Origin of the sequence: Aeromicrobium halocynthiae, assembly GCF_039531385.1 — a bacterium.
GTDB lineage: Bacteria > Actinomycetota > Actinomycetes > Propionibacteriales > Nocardioidaceae > Aeromicrobium > Aeromicrobium halocynthiae.
In genome coordinates this window covers 125,356-143,025 of the sequence record NZ_BAAAPY010000005.1, presented here as the reverse complement: position 1 = coordinate 143,025, position 17,670 = coordinate 125,356, and the positions used below count along the sequence as shown (strand labels likewise).

General features: G+C 70.9%; 20 protein-coding genes and 1 riboswitch. Of the genes, 17 read left to right on the top strand and 3 right to left on the bottom strand.

Features of this window, described 5'->3' with window-relative positions:
• Positions 1 to 825, top strand: a complete 825-nt coding sequence (gene otsB / locus ABD213_RS09075; RefSeq protein WP_344327166.1) for a trehalose-phosphatase — start codon at positions 1 to 3, stop codon at positions 823 to 825.
• Here the strand turns inward: otsB and ABD213_RS09070 are convergent.
• Positions 771 to 1,199, bottom strand: coding sequence for a hypothetical protein (locus tag ABD213_RS09070; protein WP_344327164.1), 429 nt, complete (start codon positions 1,197 to 1,199; stop codon positions 771 to 773). The genes otsB and ABD213_RS09070 overlap by 55 nt on opposite strands.
• A 184-nt stretch (positions 1,200 to 1,383) precedes the next feature.
• A riboswitch (SAM riboswitch) is annotated at positions 1,384 to 1,496 on the top strand.
• Between the two features lie 11 nt (positions 1,497 to 1,507).
• On the opposite strand from ABD213_RS09070, the gene thrC reads away from it, so the two are divergent.
• From thrC to ABD213_RS09010, 12 genes are all read left to right on the top strand, one after another.
• On the top strand, positions 1,508 to 2,797 hold the full coding sequence (gene thrC, locus ABD213_RS09065) for a threonine synthase (RefSeq protein ID WP_425546043.1): 1,290 nt from the start codon (positions 1,508 to 1,510) through the stop codon (positions 2,795 to 2,797).
• 12 nt (positions 2,798 to 2,809) lie between these two features.
• Positions 2,810 to 3,085, top strand: coding sequence for a ubiquitin-like small modifier protein 1 (locus ABD213_RS09060; protein WP_344327162.1), 276 nt, complete (start codon positions 2,810 to 2,812; stop codon positions 3,083 to 3,085).
• A 299-nt stretch (positions 3,086 to 3,384) separates the two neighbouring features.
• On the top strand, positions 3,385 to 3,585 hold the full coding sequence (locus tag ABD213_RS09055; protein ID WP_344327160.1) for a cold-shock protein: 201 nt from the start codon (positions 3,385 to 3,387) through the stop codon (positions 3,583 to 3,585).
• 97 nt (positions 3,586 to 3,682) lie between these two features.
• Positions 3,683 to 5,527 (top strand): hypothetical protein, encoded by a 1,845-nt coding sequence (locus tag ABD213_RS09050; protein ID WP_344327158.1) that lies wholly within the window; start codon positions 3,683 to 3,685, stop codon positions 5,525 to 5,527.
• Positions 5,524 to 5,703: a hypothetical protein gene (locus tag ABD213_RS09045; protein WP_344327156.1), complete on the top strand. Its 180-nt coding sequence runs from the start codon at positions 5,524 to 5,526 to the stop codon at positions 5,701 to 5,703. The genes ABD213_RS09050 and ABD213_RS09045 overlap by 4 nt, the downstream gene beginning before the upstream one ends.
• Entirely contained in the window at positions 5,700 to 6,128 is a 429-nt protein-coding gene (locus ABD213_RS09040; protein ID WP_344327154.1) for a hypothetical protein, read from the top strand. The genes ABD213_RS09045 and ABD213_RS09040 overlap by 4 nt, the downstream gene beginning before the upstream one ends.
• A 15-nt stretch (positions 6,129 to 6,143) precedes the next feature.
• A complete protein-coding gene (locus ABD213_RS09035) occupies positions 6,144 to 7,433 on the top strand; it encodes a hypothetical protein (RefSeq protein WP_344327152.1) in 1,290 nt (429 codons plus the stop codon).
• Positions 7,434 to 7,611: 178 nt separating this feature from the next.
• Positions 7,612 to 9,243: a chaperonin GroEL gene (groL, locus tag ABD213_RS09030; RefSeq protein ID WP_344327150.1), complete on the top strand. Its 1,632-nt coding sequence runs from the start codon at positions 7,612 to 7,614 to the stop codon at positions 9,241 to 9,243.
• 247 nt (positions 9,244 to 9,490) lie between these two features.
• The gene (locus tag ABD213_RS09025) at positions 9,491 to 9,868 is read left to right on the top strand and encodes an MmcQ/YjbR family DNA-binding protein (RefSeq protein WP_344327148.1); all 378 of its coding nucleotides are present in this window, start codon (positions 9,491 to 9,493) and stop codon (positions 9,866 to 9,868) included.
• A gap of 139 nt (positions 9,869 to 10,007) precedes the next feature.
• The gene (locus tag ABD213_RS09020) at positions 10,008 to 10,934 is read left to right on the top strand and encodes a MetQ/NlpA family ABC transporter substrate-binding protein (protein WP_344327145.1); all 927 of its coding nucleotides are present in this window, start codon (positions 10,008 to 10,010) and stop codon (positions 10,932 to 10,934) included.
• Positions 10,935 to 10,941: 7 nt separating this feature from the next.
• Positions 10,942 to 12,000, top strand: a complete 1,059-nt coding sequence (locus tag ABD213_RS09015; RefSeq protein WP_344327143.1) for a methionine ABC transporter ATP-binding protein — start codon at positions 10,942 to 10,944, stop codon at positions 11,998 to 12,000.
• Positions 12,000 to 12,659 (top strand): methionine ABC transporter permease, encoded by a 660-nt coding sequence (locus tag ABD213_RS09010; RefSeq protein ID WP_344327141.1) that lies wholly within the window; start codon positions 12,000 to 12,002, stop codon positions 12,657 to 12,659. The genes ABD213_RS09015 and ABD213_RS09010 overlap by 1 nt, the downstream gene beginning before the upstream one ends.
• A 3-nt stretch (positions 12,660 to 12,662) precedes the next feature.
• Here the strand turns inward: ABD213_RS09010 and ABD213_RS09005 are convergent, their stop codons facing one another.
• Both ABD213_RS09005 and ABD213_RS09000 read right to left on the bottom strand, forming a co-directional pair.
• A complete protein-coding gene (locus tag ABD213_RS09005) occupies positions 12,663 to 13,373 on the bottom strand; it encodes a hypothetical protein (RefSeq protein ID WP_344327139.1) in 711 nt (236 codons plus the stop codon).
• 69 nt (positions 13,374 to 13,442) lie between these two features.
• The gene (locus tag ABD213_RS09000) at positions 13,443 to 14,603 is read right to left on the bottom strand and encodes a class I SAM-dependent methyltransferase (RefSeq protein ID WP_344327137.1); all 1,161 of its coding nucleotides are present in this window, start codon (positions 14,601 to 14,603) and stop codon (positions 13,443 to 13,445) included.
• Positions 14,604 to 14,649: 46 nt separating this feature from the next.
• Between ABD213_RS09000 and ABD213_RS08995 the strand changes: the two genes are divergently transcribed.
• The 4 genes from ABD213_RS08995 to groL (ABD213_RS08980) all read left to right on the top strand — a co-directional run bounded on the left by ABD213_RS08995 (position 14,650) and on the right by groL (ABD213_RS08980) (position 17,536).
• The gene (locus ABD213_RS08995) at positions 14,650 to 15,054 is read left to right on the top strand and encodes a VOC family protein (RefSeq protein WP_344327135.1); all 405 of its coding nucleotides are present in this window, start codon (positions 14,650 to 14,652) and stop codon (positions 15,052 to 15,054) included.
• A gap of 3 nt (positions 15,055 to 15,057) precedes the next feature.
• The gene (locus tag ABD213_RS08990) at positions 15,058 to 15,417 is read left to right on the top strand and encodes a hypothetical protein (RefSeq protein WP_344327132.1); all 360 of its coding nucleotides are present in this window, start codon (positions 15,058 to 15,060) and stop codon (positions 15,415 to 15,417) included.
• Positions 15,418 to 15,564: 147 nt separating this feature from the next.
• Entirely contained in the window at positions 15,565 to 15,855 is a 291-nt protein-coding gene (gene groES / locus ABD213_RS08985) for a co-chaperone GroES (RefSeq protein ID WP_344327130.1), read from the top strand.
• A gap of 79 nt (positions 15,856 to 15,934) precedes the next feature.
• Entirely contained in the window at positions 15,935 to 17,536 is a 1,602-nt protein-coding gene (gene groL / locus ABD213_RS08980) for a chaperonin GroEL (protein WP_344327128.1), read from the top strand.
• Positions 17,537 to 17,670 lie beyond the last annotated feature (134 nt).

Below are 17,670 nucleotides of genomic sequence, written 5' to 3'. Positions count from 1 at the left end.
ATGCGTGTGCCCTCCGACCGCTCCCCGGACGCCGCCCTCCTCGCTGACCCGGCCGGGACCCTCATGGCACTGGACTTCGACGGCACCCTCTCCCACGTCGTGCCCGACCCCGCCCGGGCGTTCGCCCATCCCGACTCGGTGGCGGCGTTGTCCCGGCTCGGCCGGCACCTCGGAGCGATCGCCGTCGTGACCGGCAGGCCCGTGCGGCAGGCGCGTGAGCTCGGTGGGTTCGCCGGACTCGCGGGCCTGGAGAACCTGGTCATCTGTGGTCAGTACGGTGCGGAGCGCTGGGACGCCTCGACCGACCGCATCACCGAGCCCGAGCCGCCACAGGCCGTGGTCCGGCTGGCCGACGAGCTGCCGACATGGCTGGCCGACCACGGGGCCGAGCAGGCGCTCATCGAGGACAAGGGGCTGGCCCTGGCCGTGCACGTGCGCGGACTCGCAGCCGACCTGCAGGCCGCGCTGGAGCCGCCGTTGCGGCGGCTCGCCCAGGAACGTGGACTCGCCGTCGAGCCCGGGCGCCAGGTGATCGAGCTGCGCGCTCCCGGGGTCGACAAGGGGATCGCCCTGACCGGGCTGGTGCACGAGACCGCTGCCCGTCACGTCGTCTACGCCGGCGACGACCTCGGTGACCTGCCCGCCTTCGAGGCCGTCGAGGCACTGCGCCGCGACGGCGGGAGCGGGTTCCTGGTGTGCTCGGCCTCGGCCGAGCAGGACGCGCTCGTCGCTCGCGCCGACCTCGTGCTCGACGGTCCCGACGCGGTCGCTCAGTGGTTGACCGCCACCGCCGACGCCTTGGACGGGGCCGACCTGCCGCGGTGAGTGCGGCGGTCCTGGCGACCGTCACGCTCCGACAGCGCCCACGAGAGACTGAGCTGGTGCTCGGCGAGCGCGTCGAACCGTGCGCGCGTCTCGGCCAGGCAGACGGCGACGGCCACCTCGGTGTCGTACTCCTCGCACTCGGCGGTCGTCTCCGACGCGGTTGGTGGGTGGTCGCTGGTGCCGTCCAGGCGGTGGATGGAGAAGCCGTTGGCGGCGTCGCCCTCGATGGCGACGACGGTCTCGCCCGGCCGCGGTGACGGGGCCGGCGCCAGCGCGGCGCCGGCGCCGGACGTCTCGGCGAGGACGGCGCACCCGGCGGTGACGAGGGCGAGCACGAGGCCCGCGGGACGGGCGAGGGGGCGAGCGTGGGACATGAGACTTCCTGGTCGCGGCGCCGACGGTCGGCGCGTGCGTCGACGCTAGGCGCGGTCGGCCGACCCATGGGTCTTCACGCCGACGCCCTGTGGACCGGCGCCGCGGACGTCTCGCCCTGTGGAGAGATCCGTCTCACAGGTCGGAACGAGTGGACGCATGATGAGACGAGCCCTACGCTGGAGCCACTCATCCAGAGGGGTGGAGGGAACGGCCCTACGACACCCCAGCAACCAGCTCGACCAGCGAGCCAGGTGCTAACTCCGTCCCGGCGCGAGCGCGACCGGGAAAGATGACCAGGAGGTCTCACGTGACCATCACGTCCGCCCGCGAGACGGGCAACGCCCCGTCCGGGACCCCTACCCTGCGCGACGGCGCCTTCGGCCCGGCCCGCGAGCTGGTCTGTCGCGAGTGCGGCACGACGCGCGAGCTCGGCCCCCACTACGCCTGCCACGAGTGCTTCGGCCCGCTCGAGATCGGCTACGAGTTCGGCACGGTCACCCGCGAGCAGATCGAGGCCGGTCCGGCCAACATCTGGCGCTACAAGGCGCTGCTCCCGGTCCCCGACGACATCGAGACCAGCCCGAACACCGAGCCGGGCTTCACCCGGCTGCTGAAGGCCGAGCACCTCGCAGCCGAGCTCGGTCTGTCGTCCCTGTGGGTCAAGGACGACAGCACCAACCCCACCAACTCCTTCAAGGACCGGGTCGTCGCGTGCGCGCTCAGTGCCGCTCGCGAACTGGGCAGCACGGTCTTCGCGTGCCCGTCGACCGGCAACCTCGCCAACGCCGTCGCAGCAGCCGGTGCCCGTGCCGGCATCGAGACCGTCGTGTTCATCCCGAGCAACCTCGAGACCCCCAAGCAGGTCAACTCCGCGGTCTTCACCGAGAAGCTGATCGCCGTCGACGGCAACTACGACGACGTCAACAAGCTCGCCAGCGAGATCGCCGGTGAGGAGGACGGGTGGGCGTTCGTGAACGTCAACGTCCGCCCGTACTACGCCGAGGGCTCCAAGACGCTCGGCTACGAGATCGCCGAGCAGCTGGGCTGGCGTCTGCCGGAGCAGATCGTCATCCCGGTGGCCTCCGGTTCCCAGCTGACGAAGGTGCACAAGGCCTTCCAGGAGCTCATCGCCCTCGGGCTCGTCGAGGACACCCCGTACAAGGTCTTCGGAGCCCAGGCGCACGGGTGCAACCCGGTCGCGACCGCCTACAAGGACGGGGTCGACGCGATCCGTCCGGTCAAGCCGGACACCATCGCCAAGTCGCTCGCGATCGGCAATCCCGCCGACGGCATCTACGTCCTCGACATCACGCGGGCCACCGGCGGCGCGGTCGAGGAGGTCAGCGACGAGGAGATCCGCGAGGCGATCGTCCTGCTCGCCCGTGCCGAGGGCATCTTCACCGAGACCGCGGGCGGCACGACCGTCGGCGTGCTGAAGAAGCTCGTCGAGACCGGACAGCTGGACCCGGCTGCCGAGACGGTCGTCATCAACACCGGTCACGGCCTCAAGACCCTCGACGCGGTCTCCTCCGCCGTCGGCCCGTACGCCACCATCGCCCCCACCTACGCCGCGTTCACCGCGGCCCGCATCGCCTGAACAGGAGTCACCGTGTCCGTCTCGGTCCGCATCCCCACCATCCTCCGCAGCTACACCGGAGGGGAGTCGCAGGTCAGCGCCGACGGCGCCACCCTCGCCGACGTGCTCGACTCCCTCGAGTCGGCCCACCCCGGCATCAAGGCTCGCGTGGTCGACGACAACGGCGCCCTGCGCCGCTTCGTCAACGTCTACGTGGCCGAGGAGGACGTCCGGTTCAGCGACGGCCTGCAGACCCCCACGCCCGACGGGGCCCAGATCTCCATCATCCCCGCTGTAGCGGGAGGGTGAAGGACAACTGTCGCTCGATGAGGGGCGAAGCCCCGCTGTGGCCGGGGGTTAGAGGGCAACCGCAGACTGATGAGGGGCGAAGCCCCGCTGTCGCGGGAGGGTGAAGGATCCCTCTCGTCCGACGCGGGACGAGCCCCTGATGTGGCCGGCGGCCGAGTGAGGACGTCGGTCACCGGGCACCCTGTCGAACGGTGGGGGTCCGGTCGGCAAACCGACGGTGAAGTCCGCGTGTCGGCGCGCTAGGATCGGTCCGTGATCCGCCCGGGCAGGGGTGGTCGAACAGCAGCTGGGAGCGCGTCATGGTGCAAGGCACCGTCAAGTGGTTCAGCCCCGACAAGGGCTACGGGTTCATCGAGGTCGAGGGCGAGGAGGACGTCTTCGTCCACTGGTCGAAGATCCGCTCCGACGGCTTCAAGACCCTCGACGAGGGCCAGAAGGTCGATCTCGACGTCGTCGATGGCCCCAAGGGTCGCGAGGCGAGCGACGTCGTCGGGCACTGAACCTCGCCGTCGTCGATGTCACATCGGTGGCGGCGTGATGACGGGCGTGTGACCGCACGCTCTTGTCACGCCTGCGTCCGGGCCTCATACTCTCGGTATGTTGCTCGCTGCCGAACCCGCCGCAGGCGGTGCCGCGCTCGACCAGGTGATCGGTCTGAGCGTCGGAGCCTCCATCATCTCCGCCGTGCTCCTCGTCCTCGCCTGGGCGCACCGCACCCACCGCATCGAGTGGATCCAGCGCGCCGGCGAGCGGCTCACCGCCCGCACCGGCCAGCCCGGATGGGCGGCCATCCCGGCTCTGTTCGTCGCCAGCTCGCTCGTCGTCGCCCTGCTCGGCTTCATGTGGGACGTGAGCCTGCACGCGGGCCGCGGCCGCGACGAGGGTCCGCTCGCCAACCCCGCGCACTACCTGATCCTGTACGGGCTGTTCGCGCTGTTCATCGCCGGCATGTCGGCGGTCATCTTCACGCGCGACGGCGAGAAGCCCGGCATCGCCGCGGTGCGCATCACGCGCCGCTGGTACGCGCCCGTGGCCGGCATCTACATCGCCGCGTGCGGCTTCTACGCCCTCATCGGGTTCCCGCTCGACGACGTGTGGCACCGACTCTTCGGCCAGGACGTGACGCTGTGGGGCCCGACGCACATCATGCTGATCGGCGGCGCGGGCCTCTCCACGGCCGGGATCATCCTGCTCCACCGCGAGGCGGAGTTCTCGCAGGAGTGGCGCACGAACTCCGCCAACCCCGCCTACCAGACCCTGCACCGGCTCACCGTCTCCATGGCGTTCGGCGGCCTGCTCATCGGTCTGTCGGTCTTCCAGGCCGAGTTCGACTTCGGCGTGGCCCAGTTCCGCATGGTGTTCGCGCCGATGATGATCGCTGCCGCAGCGGCCCTGGCGCTCGTCGCCGCACGTCTGTACATCGGACCCGGGGGTGCGCTCTTCGCCGCGTTCTTCTTCGTGATCGTCCGGGGCGTCGCCTCCTTCATCGTCGGTGACGTGTTCGGCCAGGCGAGTCACGTCTTCCCGCTGTACCTCGGGTGCGCGCTCGTCATCGAGCTGATCGCGCTCAGCCGGCTCAAGGACCGGCCGCTGGCCTTCGGCGCGGTCGCGGGGCTCGGCGTCGGAACGGTCGGCCTGTACACCGAGAAGCTCTGGAACGACGCGGTCTTCGCCTTTCCGTGGCCGCAGGACATGTGGCTCGAGGGTCTCGCGATGGCCGTGCCGGTCGCCGTCGGTGGCGGCCTGTGCGGCGCCCTGTTCGCGATGGGCCTGCAGGGCCGCCTGCCGGAGAACCGGGCCATCGGTCGCAGCATCGTCGCCGGCTCGATCGTCGTCACCTCCCTCGGGGTCGCCAACGGCCTGTGGGCGACGGTGCCGGAGGACGCGACGGCCACCATCACCACGCAGGAGGTCGGCACTCCCGACGAACGTGCCGTGCTGATCGAGATGACCACGACGCCGGGCCTCGTCGACGACGACCCCACCTGGGTCCAGGCCACCGCGTGGCAGGGCGGCGGCGAGGGCATCGTCACGCAGGAGCTGCGCCGCACCGGTCCCGACACCTGGGTCAGCGACTCCCCGATCCCCGTCGGCGGCACGTGGAAGACGCTCGTGCGGGTCCAGGACGGACGCATGCTCACCGCCGTGCCGATCTTCCTGCCGGCGGACCCTCCGATCGGCGCCGAGGAGCTGCCCGTCGAGGCGAGTGCGACCCGCGACTTCGTCCCCGAGATCGAGATCCTGCAGCGTGAGCGCAGCTTCGACCACCCGGCGTGGCTGTGGGCCGCCGCCAACGCGATCGTCCTGCTGTGCAGCCTGGCGATCCTGGCCGGCATCTCGATCGCGGTCGCCCGCGTCGGCCGTCGCATCGCCGCCCACGGGCTCACCGACGAGGAGACCGACGAGGACGGCGTGACGGCACGTCCTACCGTGTCCTCATGACGCCCGTCGGCGAGCAGCTGCTCGCCCACCACCCCGTGCTGTTCGCGGTCCCGGCGTTCGTGCCGGCGGTCGTGGTGGTCGCGGTGGTGCTGTACATCGCCCGCAAGGACCGCCGCGAGGAGGCCGAGGAGCGCGAGCTCCTCGAACGCGGCCTCGACGACCAGGAGGACTCGTGACCCCCACCAGCTCGACGCTGACCCGCTCGACCGCCCTGGCTGCCGCCGGCGCCCTGCTGCTCGTCGGCTGCGGCAGCGACGACGACGCCGAACCGGTCGTGAGCCCCGCCGCGACCGCGTCGGCCCCGTCCGCCGAACCCACCGAGGAGGCAGCGGAGGGTGTCCAGGTCGACATCACGATCGCCGACGGCGCAGTGAGTCCGCAGGGCGAGCGCGTCGAGGTCGGGGTGGGGGAGCCGGTCACGATCTCGGTCACCTCCGATGCCGTCGACGAGATCCACGTCCACTCCGACCCGGACGTGACGATCGACGTCGAGGCCGGCGGTTCGGCCGAGGAGACGTTCACCATCGACACGCCCGGCCAGGTCGCGGTCGAGTCGCACGAGCTCGGCGTGACGATCGTCCAGCTCGTCGTCCGCCCCTGATCACGGAGGCCTGAGGTGCTCTCGGGGGCAGCGGGAGCGGTCCAGGCCGGGCTCGCCCAGCCCGGACTCGTGCAACACGGTGTCGGTGGTGCGACCGACCTGCCGATCCCGTTCTTCTACGCCGTCGTGGGGGCCACCTGGGCCCTGACGATCTCCTTCGCCGTGCTGGCACTGGCCTGGCGCACGCCGCGGCTGCAGGGGCCCGCGCCCACCGAGCCGGAGCCGCCTCGACGACCCTGGCTCGCGGTCGTCGGGATGGTGCTGACCCTCTGGTTCGTCGGCGAGCTGTTCCTCGGCCCCGACGAGTCGGCGAACGGGGGCATCGGCGCGCTGTACGTGCTCGTGTGGGTCGGCCTGGTGCCGCTGGCCCTGCTCGCCGGCCACGTCTGGAAGGACCTGTCGCCCTGGCGCACGGTGCAGTGGGCACTCGGGCGACTGACCGGTCGGCCCGACGGGTTCGTCCGGCTCCCCGACGCCTGGGGCGTCTGGCCCGGTGTCCTGGCGGTGTTCGCCTTCGTCTGGCTCGAGCTCGCCTCGCCCGAGGCCGGCGACATCACCACCGTGCGCACCTGGGTGGCGTTGTACGTCGGCTGGGTCGTCATCGGCGGGATCGTCGCCGGACCCCGCTGGCTCGACCGCGCCGACCCCTTCGACCTCTACAGCTCGCTCGTCGCCCACCTGTCGCCGTTCGTCCAGGGACGGCGGACCCACCTGCACAACCCCCTGCGCAGCCTGCCGCACGTGCCGGTGCGCCCGGGTCTCGTCGCGCTGATCGCGACGCTCCTCGGATCGACGGCCTTCGACAGCTTCTCGGCCTCCCAGCCGTGGCAGAGCAGGTCGCCGTCGGTCCTGGCCGACACCCTCGTGCTGCTGCTGTTCTGCGTCGTCGCGGCGCTGGCCTTCCAGGCCGCGGCCCGCGCCACGGGCGGTGTCTCGAGGTCCGAGCGCGGTGCACTGCCCGGTCTGCTCGCGCACTCGCTCGTCCCGATCGTGGTCGGCTACATCTTCGCCCACTACCTGTCCTACCTGCTCGAGCGCGGCCAGGGCGTCGTCTTCGCGCTGCTGCGCCCGACCGGGTGGGCCGACGACGCCTCCATCGCCTACTTCCTGTCCAGCCGCCCCGACCTGCTGGCGACGCTCAAGGTCGGCTTCGTCGTGCTGGGTCACGTGCTCGCCGTTGTCGCCGCCCACGACAAGGCGCTCGAGGTGCTGCCACGCAGCCACCGGCTGACGGGCCAGCTCGCGATGCTGCTGCTCATGGTCGACTACACGTTCACCGGGATCTACCTGCTGCTCAGCGTCTGAGCCGGACCGGGCCCCGGCGTTGCGCCCCGTTGATTAGCACTCCTATAGTGAGAGTGCCAGTCATTCGGACGGTCGGATGAGGGCGTGGGCGAAGGCGGGAAGGGACCGCTGACGCAGCGCTCGTCCGTCGCGGGCATCGGACCGTCCACCCACACCACGTCGAACCGGAGAGTTCCACATGGCCAAGTCCATTGCGTTCAACGAAGAGGCCCGTCGCGGCCTCGAGCGCGGCATGAACCAGCTTGCCGACGCCGTCAAGGTCACGCTCGGCCCCAAGGGTCGCAACGTCGTCCTCGACAAGAAGTGGGGAGCCCCCACGATCACCAACGACGGCGTGTCCATCGCCAAGGAGATCGAGCTCGAGGACCCCTACGAGAAGATCGGCGCCGAGCTCGTCAAGGAGGTCGCCAAGAAGACCGACGACGTCGCGGGCGACGGCACCACCACCGCCACCGTGCTGGCCCAGGCGCTGGTGCGCGAGGGCCTGCGCAACGTCGCGGCCGGCGCCAACCCGATGGGCCTGAAGAAGGGCATCGAGACCGCCGTCGAGGCCATCAGCAGCCAGCTGCTGGGTCTGGCCAAGGACGTCGAGACCAAGGAGCAGATCGCCTCCACCGCGTCCATCTCCGCCGCTGACACCTCCGTGGGCGAGATCATCGCCGAGGCCATGGACAAGGTCGGCAAGGAGGGCGTCATCACGGTCGAGGAGTCCAACACCTTCGGCCTGGACCTCGAGCTCACCGAGGGCATGCGCTTCGACAAGGGGCACCTGTCCGGCTACTTCGTGACCGACCCCGAGCGTCAGGAGACGGTCCTCGAGGACCCGTACATCCTGATCGTCAACAGCAAGATCTCGACCATCAAGGACCTCGTCCCGGTCCTGGAGAAGGTCATGCAGTCGGGCAAGCCGCTCGCGATCATCGCCGAGGACGTCGAGGGCGAGGCCCTGGCCACGCTCGTCGTCAACAAGATGCGCGGCACCTTCAAGTCCGTCGCCATCAAGGCGCCCGGCTTCGGCGACCGCCGCAAGGCCATGCTCGCCGACATCGCGATCCTGACCGGCGGCGAGGTCATCAGCGAGGAGGTCGGACTCTCCCTGGAGGCTGCCGACCTGTCCCTGCTGGGCCAGGCGCGCAAGATCGTCACCACCAAGGACGAGACCACCATCGTCGAGGGCGCGGGCTCGCAGGACCAGATCACCGGACGGGTCAACCAGATCCGTGCCGAGATCGAGAACAGCGACTCCGACTACGACCGCGAGAAGCTGCAGGAGCGCCTCGCCAAGCTGGCCGGCGGCGTCGCCGTCATCAAGGTCGGCGCAGCCACCGAGGTCGAGCTCAAGGAGCGCAAGCACCGCATCGAGGACGCCGTGCGCAACGCCAAGGCGGCCGTCGAGGAGGGCATCGTCGCCGGTGGTGGCGTGGCGCTCGTCCAGGCCACCGCGGCTGCGTTCGAGAAGCTGCAGCTCGAGGGTGACGAGGCCACCGGTGCCGCCATCGTGCGCGCCGCTGCGTCGGCCCCGCTGAAGCAGATCGCCGTCAACGCCGGCCTCGAGGGCGGCGTCGTCGCGGAGAAGGTCGCCGGTCTCGAGCCGGGCCACGGCCTGAACGCGGCCACGGGCGAGTACCAGGACCTCATCGCGGCCGGCGTCATCGACCCGGCCAAGGTGACCCGCTCGGCCCTGCAGAACGCCGCCTCCATCGCGGCGCTGTTCCTCACCACCGAGGCCGTCGTGGCCGACAAGCCGGAGCCCGCTCCGGCCGGCGGCGGCGCCCCGGACATGGGCGACATGGGCGGCATGGGCTTCTGACCTGCTGACCCCACCCCCGACGAGGGCCCCGACCGGTTCGCCGGTCGGGGCCCTCGCACGTCCCCCCTCTCCCGCGAGTGGCGCGAACTGGGGAAAAAGAGACGGCGTGTCCTGCCAGTTCGCGCCACTCGAGGGCGGCTGTGCGCCACTCGAGATCAGGTGTACGCCACTCGAGGTCGGCGATGGCGTCGGCGACCTGTTGGTCGGTGCCCCTCGAACCGTCGGTGAGCACTGCGACGATGGACCCGTGGCCAGAGCCGAGGTGCCGGACGCCTGGGTCCGTCGTGTCCGCGCGATCGTGGCGGACCTGCCACAGGTCGTCGAGGAGAGGGCCTGGACCGGGACCCGATGGGTCGTCGAGGGCGCCACCTTCGCCCACCTCTTCGGCGGTGAGGACCAGCTGCTGCGGATCACCTTCCGCGCCGACATGGTCGAGGTGCCGGCGTTCGAGCACCTCGGCCCTCCGTACTTCCGGGCCGGGTGGAGCGGCAACGCCGTCGGCATGGTCGTCGACGAGACCACCGACCTGGACGAGCTGGCCGAGCTGCTGACCGACTCCTTCTGCGTCCAGGCGCCCGCGGCGCTGACCAAGCAGGTCGCGCGCCCCGACCACCGGGCGACCTGACCCGGCCGGACCGCCGTGGCGGTTCCCACATCGTGGAATCGGTCAGGAGCAGCGCTCGTTGGCTCCTAGCGTGGTCAGGCACTCACACCCCCGAGTGCACCCCGCACGAGCACCGGAGACCCCCGGAGAGAGGACCCCCATGTCCGAGAACACCCCCACCATCGAGGCCCCGAAGAGCCGCGTCCCGCTGATCGCGGGCGTCGTCGCGCTCGTCGTGGTGGCCGCCGCAGTCGTCCTCTTCCTGACCCGTGGTGGCGACGACACCGCCGCCGACGGCGAGACCGTCCGCATCGGCGTCGTCGGCGCCAGCGACCCCTACTGGGACGAGTTCGTCGCCGCCGCCGCCGAGGAGGGCATCGAGGTCGAGCTGCGCGACTTCACCGACTACACCCAGCCGAATCCTGCCCTGGCGGCCGGCGAGCTGGACCTGAACCAGTTCCAGCACAGCGCCTACCTGGCCGACTACAACGTCGCCGAGGGCCAGGACCTCACCCCGATCGGGTCCACGGCCACCTACCCGCTGGGCCTGTACTCGACGCAGTTCGACTCCGTCGAGGACATCCCCGACGGCGCCACCGTCGCGGTGCCCGACGACACCACGAACCAGGCACGGGGACTGCTCGTGCTCCAGGAGGCCGGCCTCATCGAGCTCGCGGACGGCGGCACGATCTTCTCCGACCTGCAGGACGTCGAGGACTCCTCGCGCGTCGAGGTCACGCAGCTGGCGGCCGACACCACCGTCACGAGTCTCGACGACGTCGCCGCCGCGATCGTCAACAACGACTTCGTGGAGCGCGCCGGGCTGAGCTTCGACGACGCACTCGCCACCGATGACGCCGACTCCCCGGAGTCGCTGCCGTACGTGAACATCTTCGTGGCTCGCGCCGAGGACGCCGAGAACCCGACCTACCTGCGACTCGTGGAGATCTTCCAGGAGACCCAGTCCGTCACCGACGGCCTGCAGGAGGTCTCCGGCGGCACCGCGGTGCTGCTGCAGACCCCGGCAGAGGAGCTGCAGGCCAACCTGCGCGACGTCGAGGAGCTCACTCGCGAGCAGCGCGGCTGACCGTCCCATGGCCATCATCGAGATCGAGGGCGTGACCAAGGCGTACCCGGCCCGCAAGGGCGGGTCGCCGGTCACGGCCGTCGACGACGTCTCCTTGTCGATCGAGGCGGGGGAGATCGTCGGCGTCGTCGGTTACTCCGGCGCGGGCAAGTCGACGCTCGTGCGCCTCGTCAACGCCCTCGAGCCGGCGACGTCGGGCACGATCCGCGTCGACGGCACGGAGGTCACCGGTCTCGGTGAACGTGGCCTGCAGAAGGTCCGCCTCGGCATCGGGATGATCTTCCAGCAGTTCAACCTGATGCACTCGCGCACCGTCTACGGCAACGTCGCGTTCCCGCTCGTGGTCGCCGGGCTCTCCCGCCAGGAACGACACGAGCGGATCGTGGAGCTGCTGACGTTCGTCGGGCTCGCCGAGAAGGCCCATGCGTGGCCCGAGCAGCTCTCCGGTGGTCAGAAGCAACGGGTGGCGATCGCCCGTGCGCTTGCGACGAACCCGTCGATCCTGCTGGCCGACGAGGCCACCAGCGCTCTCGACCCCGAGACGACCGTCGAGGTGCTCGACCTCCTGCGCCGGGTCAACGACGAGCTCGGCATCACGATCGTGGTCATCACGCACGAGATGGAGGTCGTGAAGAGCATCGCCGACCGCGTCGTGGTGATGGAGCAGGGGCGCATCGTCGAGGAGGGTCCGGCCTTCGACATCTTCGCCCGCCCGCGGCACGAGGCCACGCGTCGCTTCGTGCGGACGCTGGTCGACGACGTGCCCGACGAGCGTGCGGTCGAGCACCTGAGGACGCGTCACCGCGGCCGGCTGGTCACCGTCACCTTCCGCGACGACGAGGCGACGTCGGGCGGCAGCGCACAGACGGCGGTCTTCGCCGAGCTCGTCGCACGGAGCGTGGAGTTCGAGATCGTCTTCGGCGGGATGGAGGACGTGCAGGGACGGGCGTTCGGGCACCTCACGCTCGAGCTGCGCGGAGCCGACGCCGACGTCGACGCCGCGCTCGGCAGGCTGCGCGAGCTCGTGCCGCTGACCGAGGTCGACCCGGCGAGGGAGGTCGGCTGATGGATCGCGTCTGGGAGCTGCGGGAGCAGTACGTCTCCGACTTCTTCGTCACCCTCTACCTCGCCGCTGGTGGTCTGCTGCTGGGTGGCCTCCTCGGTCTGGTCGTCGGCACGGCGCTGTACGTGACGAGGTCCGGAGGCATCGCGCCGAGCCGCGCGGTGCACACCGCGCTGAACCTCGTGGTGAACGTCTTCCGTCCCATCCCGTTCATCCTGCTCGCGATCGCGCTCCAGTCCGCGGTGCGCGGGCTCGGCGTCACCGCCATCGGCAACACCTACGCCATCATCGTGATCGTCGTGGCGTCGACCTTCGGGATCGCCCGCATCGTGGAGCAGAACCTGCTCAGCGTCGACACCGGCGTCCTCGAGGCGGCCCGGTCCATGGGCGCGAGCCGTACCAGGGTGGTCTTCACCGTGCTGATCCCCGAGGCCTACGGCTTGCTGGTGCTCGGCTTCACGTTCGCGACGGTCGCGATCGTGGACATGACGGCGGTGGTCGGCGTCATCGCCGCCGACGGGCTCGGCAACCTCGCCCTGACCTACGGCCAGCGGCAGTTCAACCCGTGGGTCACGTGGACGGCGATCGCGCTGGTCATCCTGATCGTCCAGACGGTGCAGTTCGCCGGCAACGCCTGGGCGCGGAAGGTGCTGCGCCGCTGAGGGTCAGCGCGCGGTCTCGCGGTCCAGCAGCTCCTGCAGCAGCTCCGACGGGCTCACGCCGCGACGCTGTGCCTCCAGGCTCAGCCGCTGGAGCACCACCGGGTCGAGGGTCGGCAGCGCGGTGGCGCCGCGCGTGTCCGCCTCGCCGGGGCGGGCGGAGACGAAGCGTGCCAGCACGATGGTGACGATCGTCCCGAGGACGTCGAGGATGGCGACGACGCCGAAGAGGCGCCAGTACACGTCACCGGTGTCCAGCTCGCCGACGATCGGCACGATGATCATGACCGCCACCACGGCGACGGCCACCAAGGTGGCGCCGAGCAGGCGGGAGACGACCGGTCGAGGTCGCTGCGTCGCTGCCAGCAGGAGGCACACCTGCGCCAGGGAGGCCGCGAGGGTCAGGCCGACGCCGAAGGTCCTCCACGGGAAGTCCAGGCCGGTCTCCGGCATCCAGATCGCCCACAGGACGATGCCGAACGGGACGAGGGAGACGACACCGCCGGCGACGCCGACCCAGGAGCGTCGGGAGTCGGCGACCGCCAGGTAGCACAGGATCGCGACCGCCTCGACGCCCACGACGCCCGTCGTGCCGAGCACCTTGCCCGCCGTCCCGTCCAGGCTGCCGCCGAACAGCAGGGCGGCGATGCCGAAGAGTGCGGTGATCGTGAACGAGCCGACGACGACCTTGACCATGAGTGAGCGGAGGTCCTTCATGGGGCGATCATCGCGCACGGACCGCCCCTCGTCCGCGAGATCGACGAACTGGGCGGGACAGGAGTGGACTCAGCCGCCCGCAGGCTCCACGAGGAAGGCTCGTGCGCCCGAGCCGACCCGCGCCAGCACCACGACGGCCGTCCGGCTGCCGTCCAGCCGCAGGCGCCGGACGAGCCTCTCGGGGGAGACGTCGACGCCTCGCTTCTTGATCGTGAGCGTCCCGACGTCGCGGGCCACGAGCGCGGCCCGCAGCTGCTTCTCGCGGTAGGGCAGCTCCTCGACGACGCGGAAGGAGCGAGCCAGCCCGTCGGTGCTCGGGCCGTCGGAGGTCAGGTAGGCGAGGTGGGGGTCGAGCAGGCGCGCGTCGAGCCGCTGCGCGAGGGCGCCGACGAGGCCGGCGCGAGTCACGGCGTCGTCGGGCTCGTGCAGCCACGTGCCGAGGGGGCCCACCTCGGCGGGGGAGCCGTCGCCGGTCAGCTCCAGCGGGCCGGGCAGGAGCGTGGCGCGGCGGGAGGTGGTGGCGAGGTCGGGGCTCCACAGGCAGGCCTCGACGAGGTCTCCGCCGTCGCTGACCCACTGCGCCTCGACGCCGTCCGGCAGGTGGCGGTGCTCGATCCCGGGCATCGTCTTGACCACCGCGCGCTCCTCGAGACGCGCCGTGACGAGCGTCCAGGGCGGTTCCATGGCCTCGACGTCGAAGACCCGACCGGTGCCCGAGCGGCGGGCCGGGTCGAGGAAGACGACCTCGTCCGCTCGTGCCTCGACCTCGGCGAGGTCGGCGGTCGACACCTCCCCGTCCAGCCCGAGTGCCGCGAGGTTGGCGCGGGCGATGGCCGCCCGCACCGGGTCCTGCTCGACGCCCCTCACCCGCAGGCCCACGCGAGCGAGGGCGAGGAGGTCCCCGCCGATGCTGCAGCCGAGGTCGAGGACGCCCGGCACCCCGTGGTCGAGCAGGCGTTCGGCGCGGGCCGTCGCGACGGTGTGTCGGGTGCTCTGCTCCAACGCGTCGTGGGTGAACCACAGGTCTGCGGCGTCGGGCCCGAACTTGGCGACGGCCTTGCTGCGCAGGTGGTTCTGCGTGACGGCGGCGGCGACCAGGGCCGGGTCGTGCTCGCGACGCAGGCGGGTGCCGAGGGCCAGGTCGGACTCGACGCCGGCGCGGGCGTGGACCTCGGCGACGAGCGCTCGCCCCTCGTCGGTGAGCAGCCGCTCGAAGGTCGCCAGGTCCACCGCCACATCGTCGCACCCGCCGTCGACGGGGGTGCATGATGGCGGGATGGTCAGCTTCGTCTCGCACACGACCGTCGACTGCCGCGACGCCTATGCGCTGAGCGAGTGGTGGCGCCAGGTGCTGGGCTACGTCGACGATCCGTCGGACCCGAACGCGCCCGGACACGAGGAGTGCGCGATCCACGATCCCGCCGGTGGGCCGTGGCCGCACACGCTGTTGTTCATCGAGGTGCCGGAGGCCGAGCTGCCGCCGAAGCGGATCCACCTCGACCTGCGGCCCGCCGATCGGACCCAGGATGCCGAGGTCGAACGGCTCGAGAGGCTCGGCGCGACGGTCGTGGCCGACCGCCGGGGCATCTACGGGGAGGGAACCGGCTGGGTGACCTTCGCCGACCCGGAGGGCAACCAGCTCTGCGTGCTCCGCTCGCCGGCGGAGCTGGCCGGAGGCTGAGCCGTGCCCTGGGGAGTCCGCGCCGACGAGACGCCGTCGCACGACCCTGCCCTCGACCGGTACCGCGGCGCCGTCGCCCGGCTGCTCGACCACGACCGCCACGCCGGGCACGCGATCACCGTGGTCGGCACCGGGTGGCGCCTCGTCGGCTGGGCCGGGTGGCGACCGCGGTGGGGTGCGCCCTTCGAGCAGGTGGAGGTGCTCGTCGCCCCCGAGCCCGAGCACAAGCGACGCCTGCTCCACCGCCTGGTGCCCGGCCCGGGGTGGGACGGACGCACGATCACGGTCGACGGCCGCCGGCTCGTGCTGGAGTGGATCGACGGCGACGAGGCCGAGCGGGCGCGCGAGCGTTTCCGACGCTGACCACTCCCTCTTAGCACTCCTGGTCGGGGAGTGCTAGATTCGGAACTGGCACTCGCCCCGTGCGACTGCCAACCGTGCACGACCCCCGCGACGGCGTGCACACACCGAACTCCGTCAGTTGAACACCGCCTGAAAGGGGAGTCGACAGTGTCGACCATCAAGCCACTCGAGGACCGCGTCGTCGTCAAGACCGTCGAGGCCGAGCAGACCACCGCGTCCGGACTCGTCATCCCGGACACCGCCAAGGAGAAGCCGCAGGAGGGTGAGGTCGTGGCCGTCGGTCCCGGCCGCATCGACGACAACGGCAACCGCGTCCCCGTCGACGTCGCCGTCGGCGACCGCGTCCTGTACAGCAAGTACGGAGGCACCGAGGTCAAGCACGGGGGCGATGAGTACCTCATCCTGTCCTCGCGCGACCTCCTCGCCGTCGTCTCCTGATCCGTGACCCTGGGGACGCCGACGGCGTCCCCAGGGCCCGGACCACTCCACACACCCCTGCACCACGGAAGGAACCCGGATGCCCAAGATCCTGGAGTTCGACGAGGCCGCACGCCGCGCCCTCGAGCGCGGTGTCGACAAGCTCGCCGACACCGTCAAGGTCACCCTCGGCCCCAAGGGCCGCTACGTCGTCCTCGACAAGAAGTGGGGCGCCCCCACGATCACGAACGACGGTGTGACCGTCGCCCGCGAGATCGAGCTCGACGACCCCTTCGAGAACCTCGGCGCCCAGCTCGCCAAGGAGGTCGCCACCAAGACGAACGACGTCGCCGGTGACGGCACCACCACGGCCACCGTGCTCGCCCAGGCGATGGTCCACGAGGGCCTGCGCGCCGTGGCCGCCGGCGCCAACCCGGTCGGTCTGAAGAAGGGCATCGAGGCCGCCGTCGAGGCCGTCTCGAACAAGCTCCTCGAGACCGCCCGCCAGGTCGACGACGTCAAGGACATGACGTCCGTGGCCACCGTCTCCTCGCGCGACGCGCACATCGGTGAGCTCATCGCCGAGGCCTTCGACAAGGTCGGCAAGGACGGGGTCATCACCGTCGAGGAGTCCAACACCCTCGGCACCGGCCTCGACTTCACCGAGGGCATGCAGTTCGACAAGGGCTACCTGAGCCCCTACATGGTGACGGACACCGAGCGCATGGAGTCCGTCCTCGACGACCCGTACATCCTGGTCAACCAGGGCAAGATCTCCAACGTGGCCGAGGTCCTGCCGCTGCTGGAGAAGGTCATCGGCGAGGGCAAGAGCCTGTTCATCATCGCCGAGGACGTCGAGGGCGAGGCGCTCAGCACGCTCGTCGTCAACAAGATCCGCGGCACGTTCACCTCGGTCGCCGTCAAGGCGCCTGCGTTCGGTGACCGTCGCAAGGCGATGCTGCAGGACATCGCGACCCTCACGGGCGCGACCGTCGTGACGCCGGACGTCGGCCTCAAGCTCGACCAGGTGGGTCTGGAGGTGCTCGGCACCGCCCGTCGCGTCGTCGTCACCAAGGACGACACCACGATCATCGACGGAGGCGGTGAGACCGCCGAGGTCGACGGTCGCGTCGCGCAGATCAAGGCCGAGATCGAGAACACCGACTCCGACTGGGACCGCGAGAAGCTCCAGGAGCGTCTGGCGAAGCTGGCCGGTGGCGTGTGCGTCATCCAGGTCGGCGCGGCCACGGAGGTCGAGCTCAAGGAGAAGAAGCACCGCATCGAGGACGCCGTCTCGGCGACCCGCGCGGCCATCGAGGAGGGCATCGTCGCCGGTGGCGGCTCCGCCCTCGTCCACGCCGTCGCGGTGCTCGACGACGACCTCGGCCTGTCCGGTGACGAGGCCGTGGGCGTGCGGATCGTCCGCAAGGGCGCCGACGCCCCGCTGGAGTGGATCGCCCGCAACGGCGGCGTCTCCGGCGAGGTCGTGGTCTCCAAGGTTCGCGAGTCCGGTGACGGCTACAACGCCGCCACCGACACGTACGGCGACCTGCTCGCGCAGGGCATCCTCGACCCGGTCAAGGTCACGCGCTCCGCGCTGGCCAACGCCGCGTCGATCGCCGCGATGCTGCTGACCACCGAGACCCTCGTGGCGGACAAGCCCGAGGACTCCGAGGACGAGCACGCCGGTCACTCGCACTGAGTCACCGCCGGCTCGACGACGCCCGCTCCCTTCGGGGGCGGGCGTCGTCGCGTCCGGACGTGGGCCTCGACACGGTCGCTTGCGGGCAACACGACGTTCACATACCGTAGGTATGGATACGACATCGACGATGG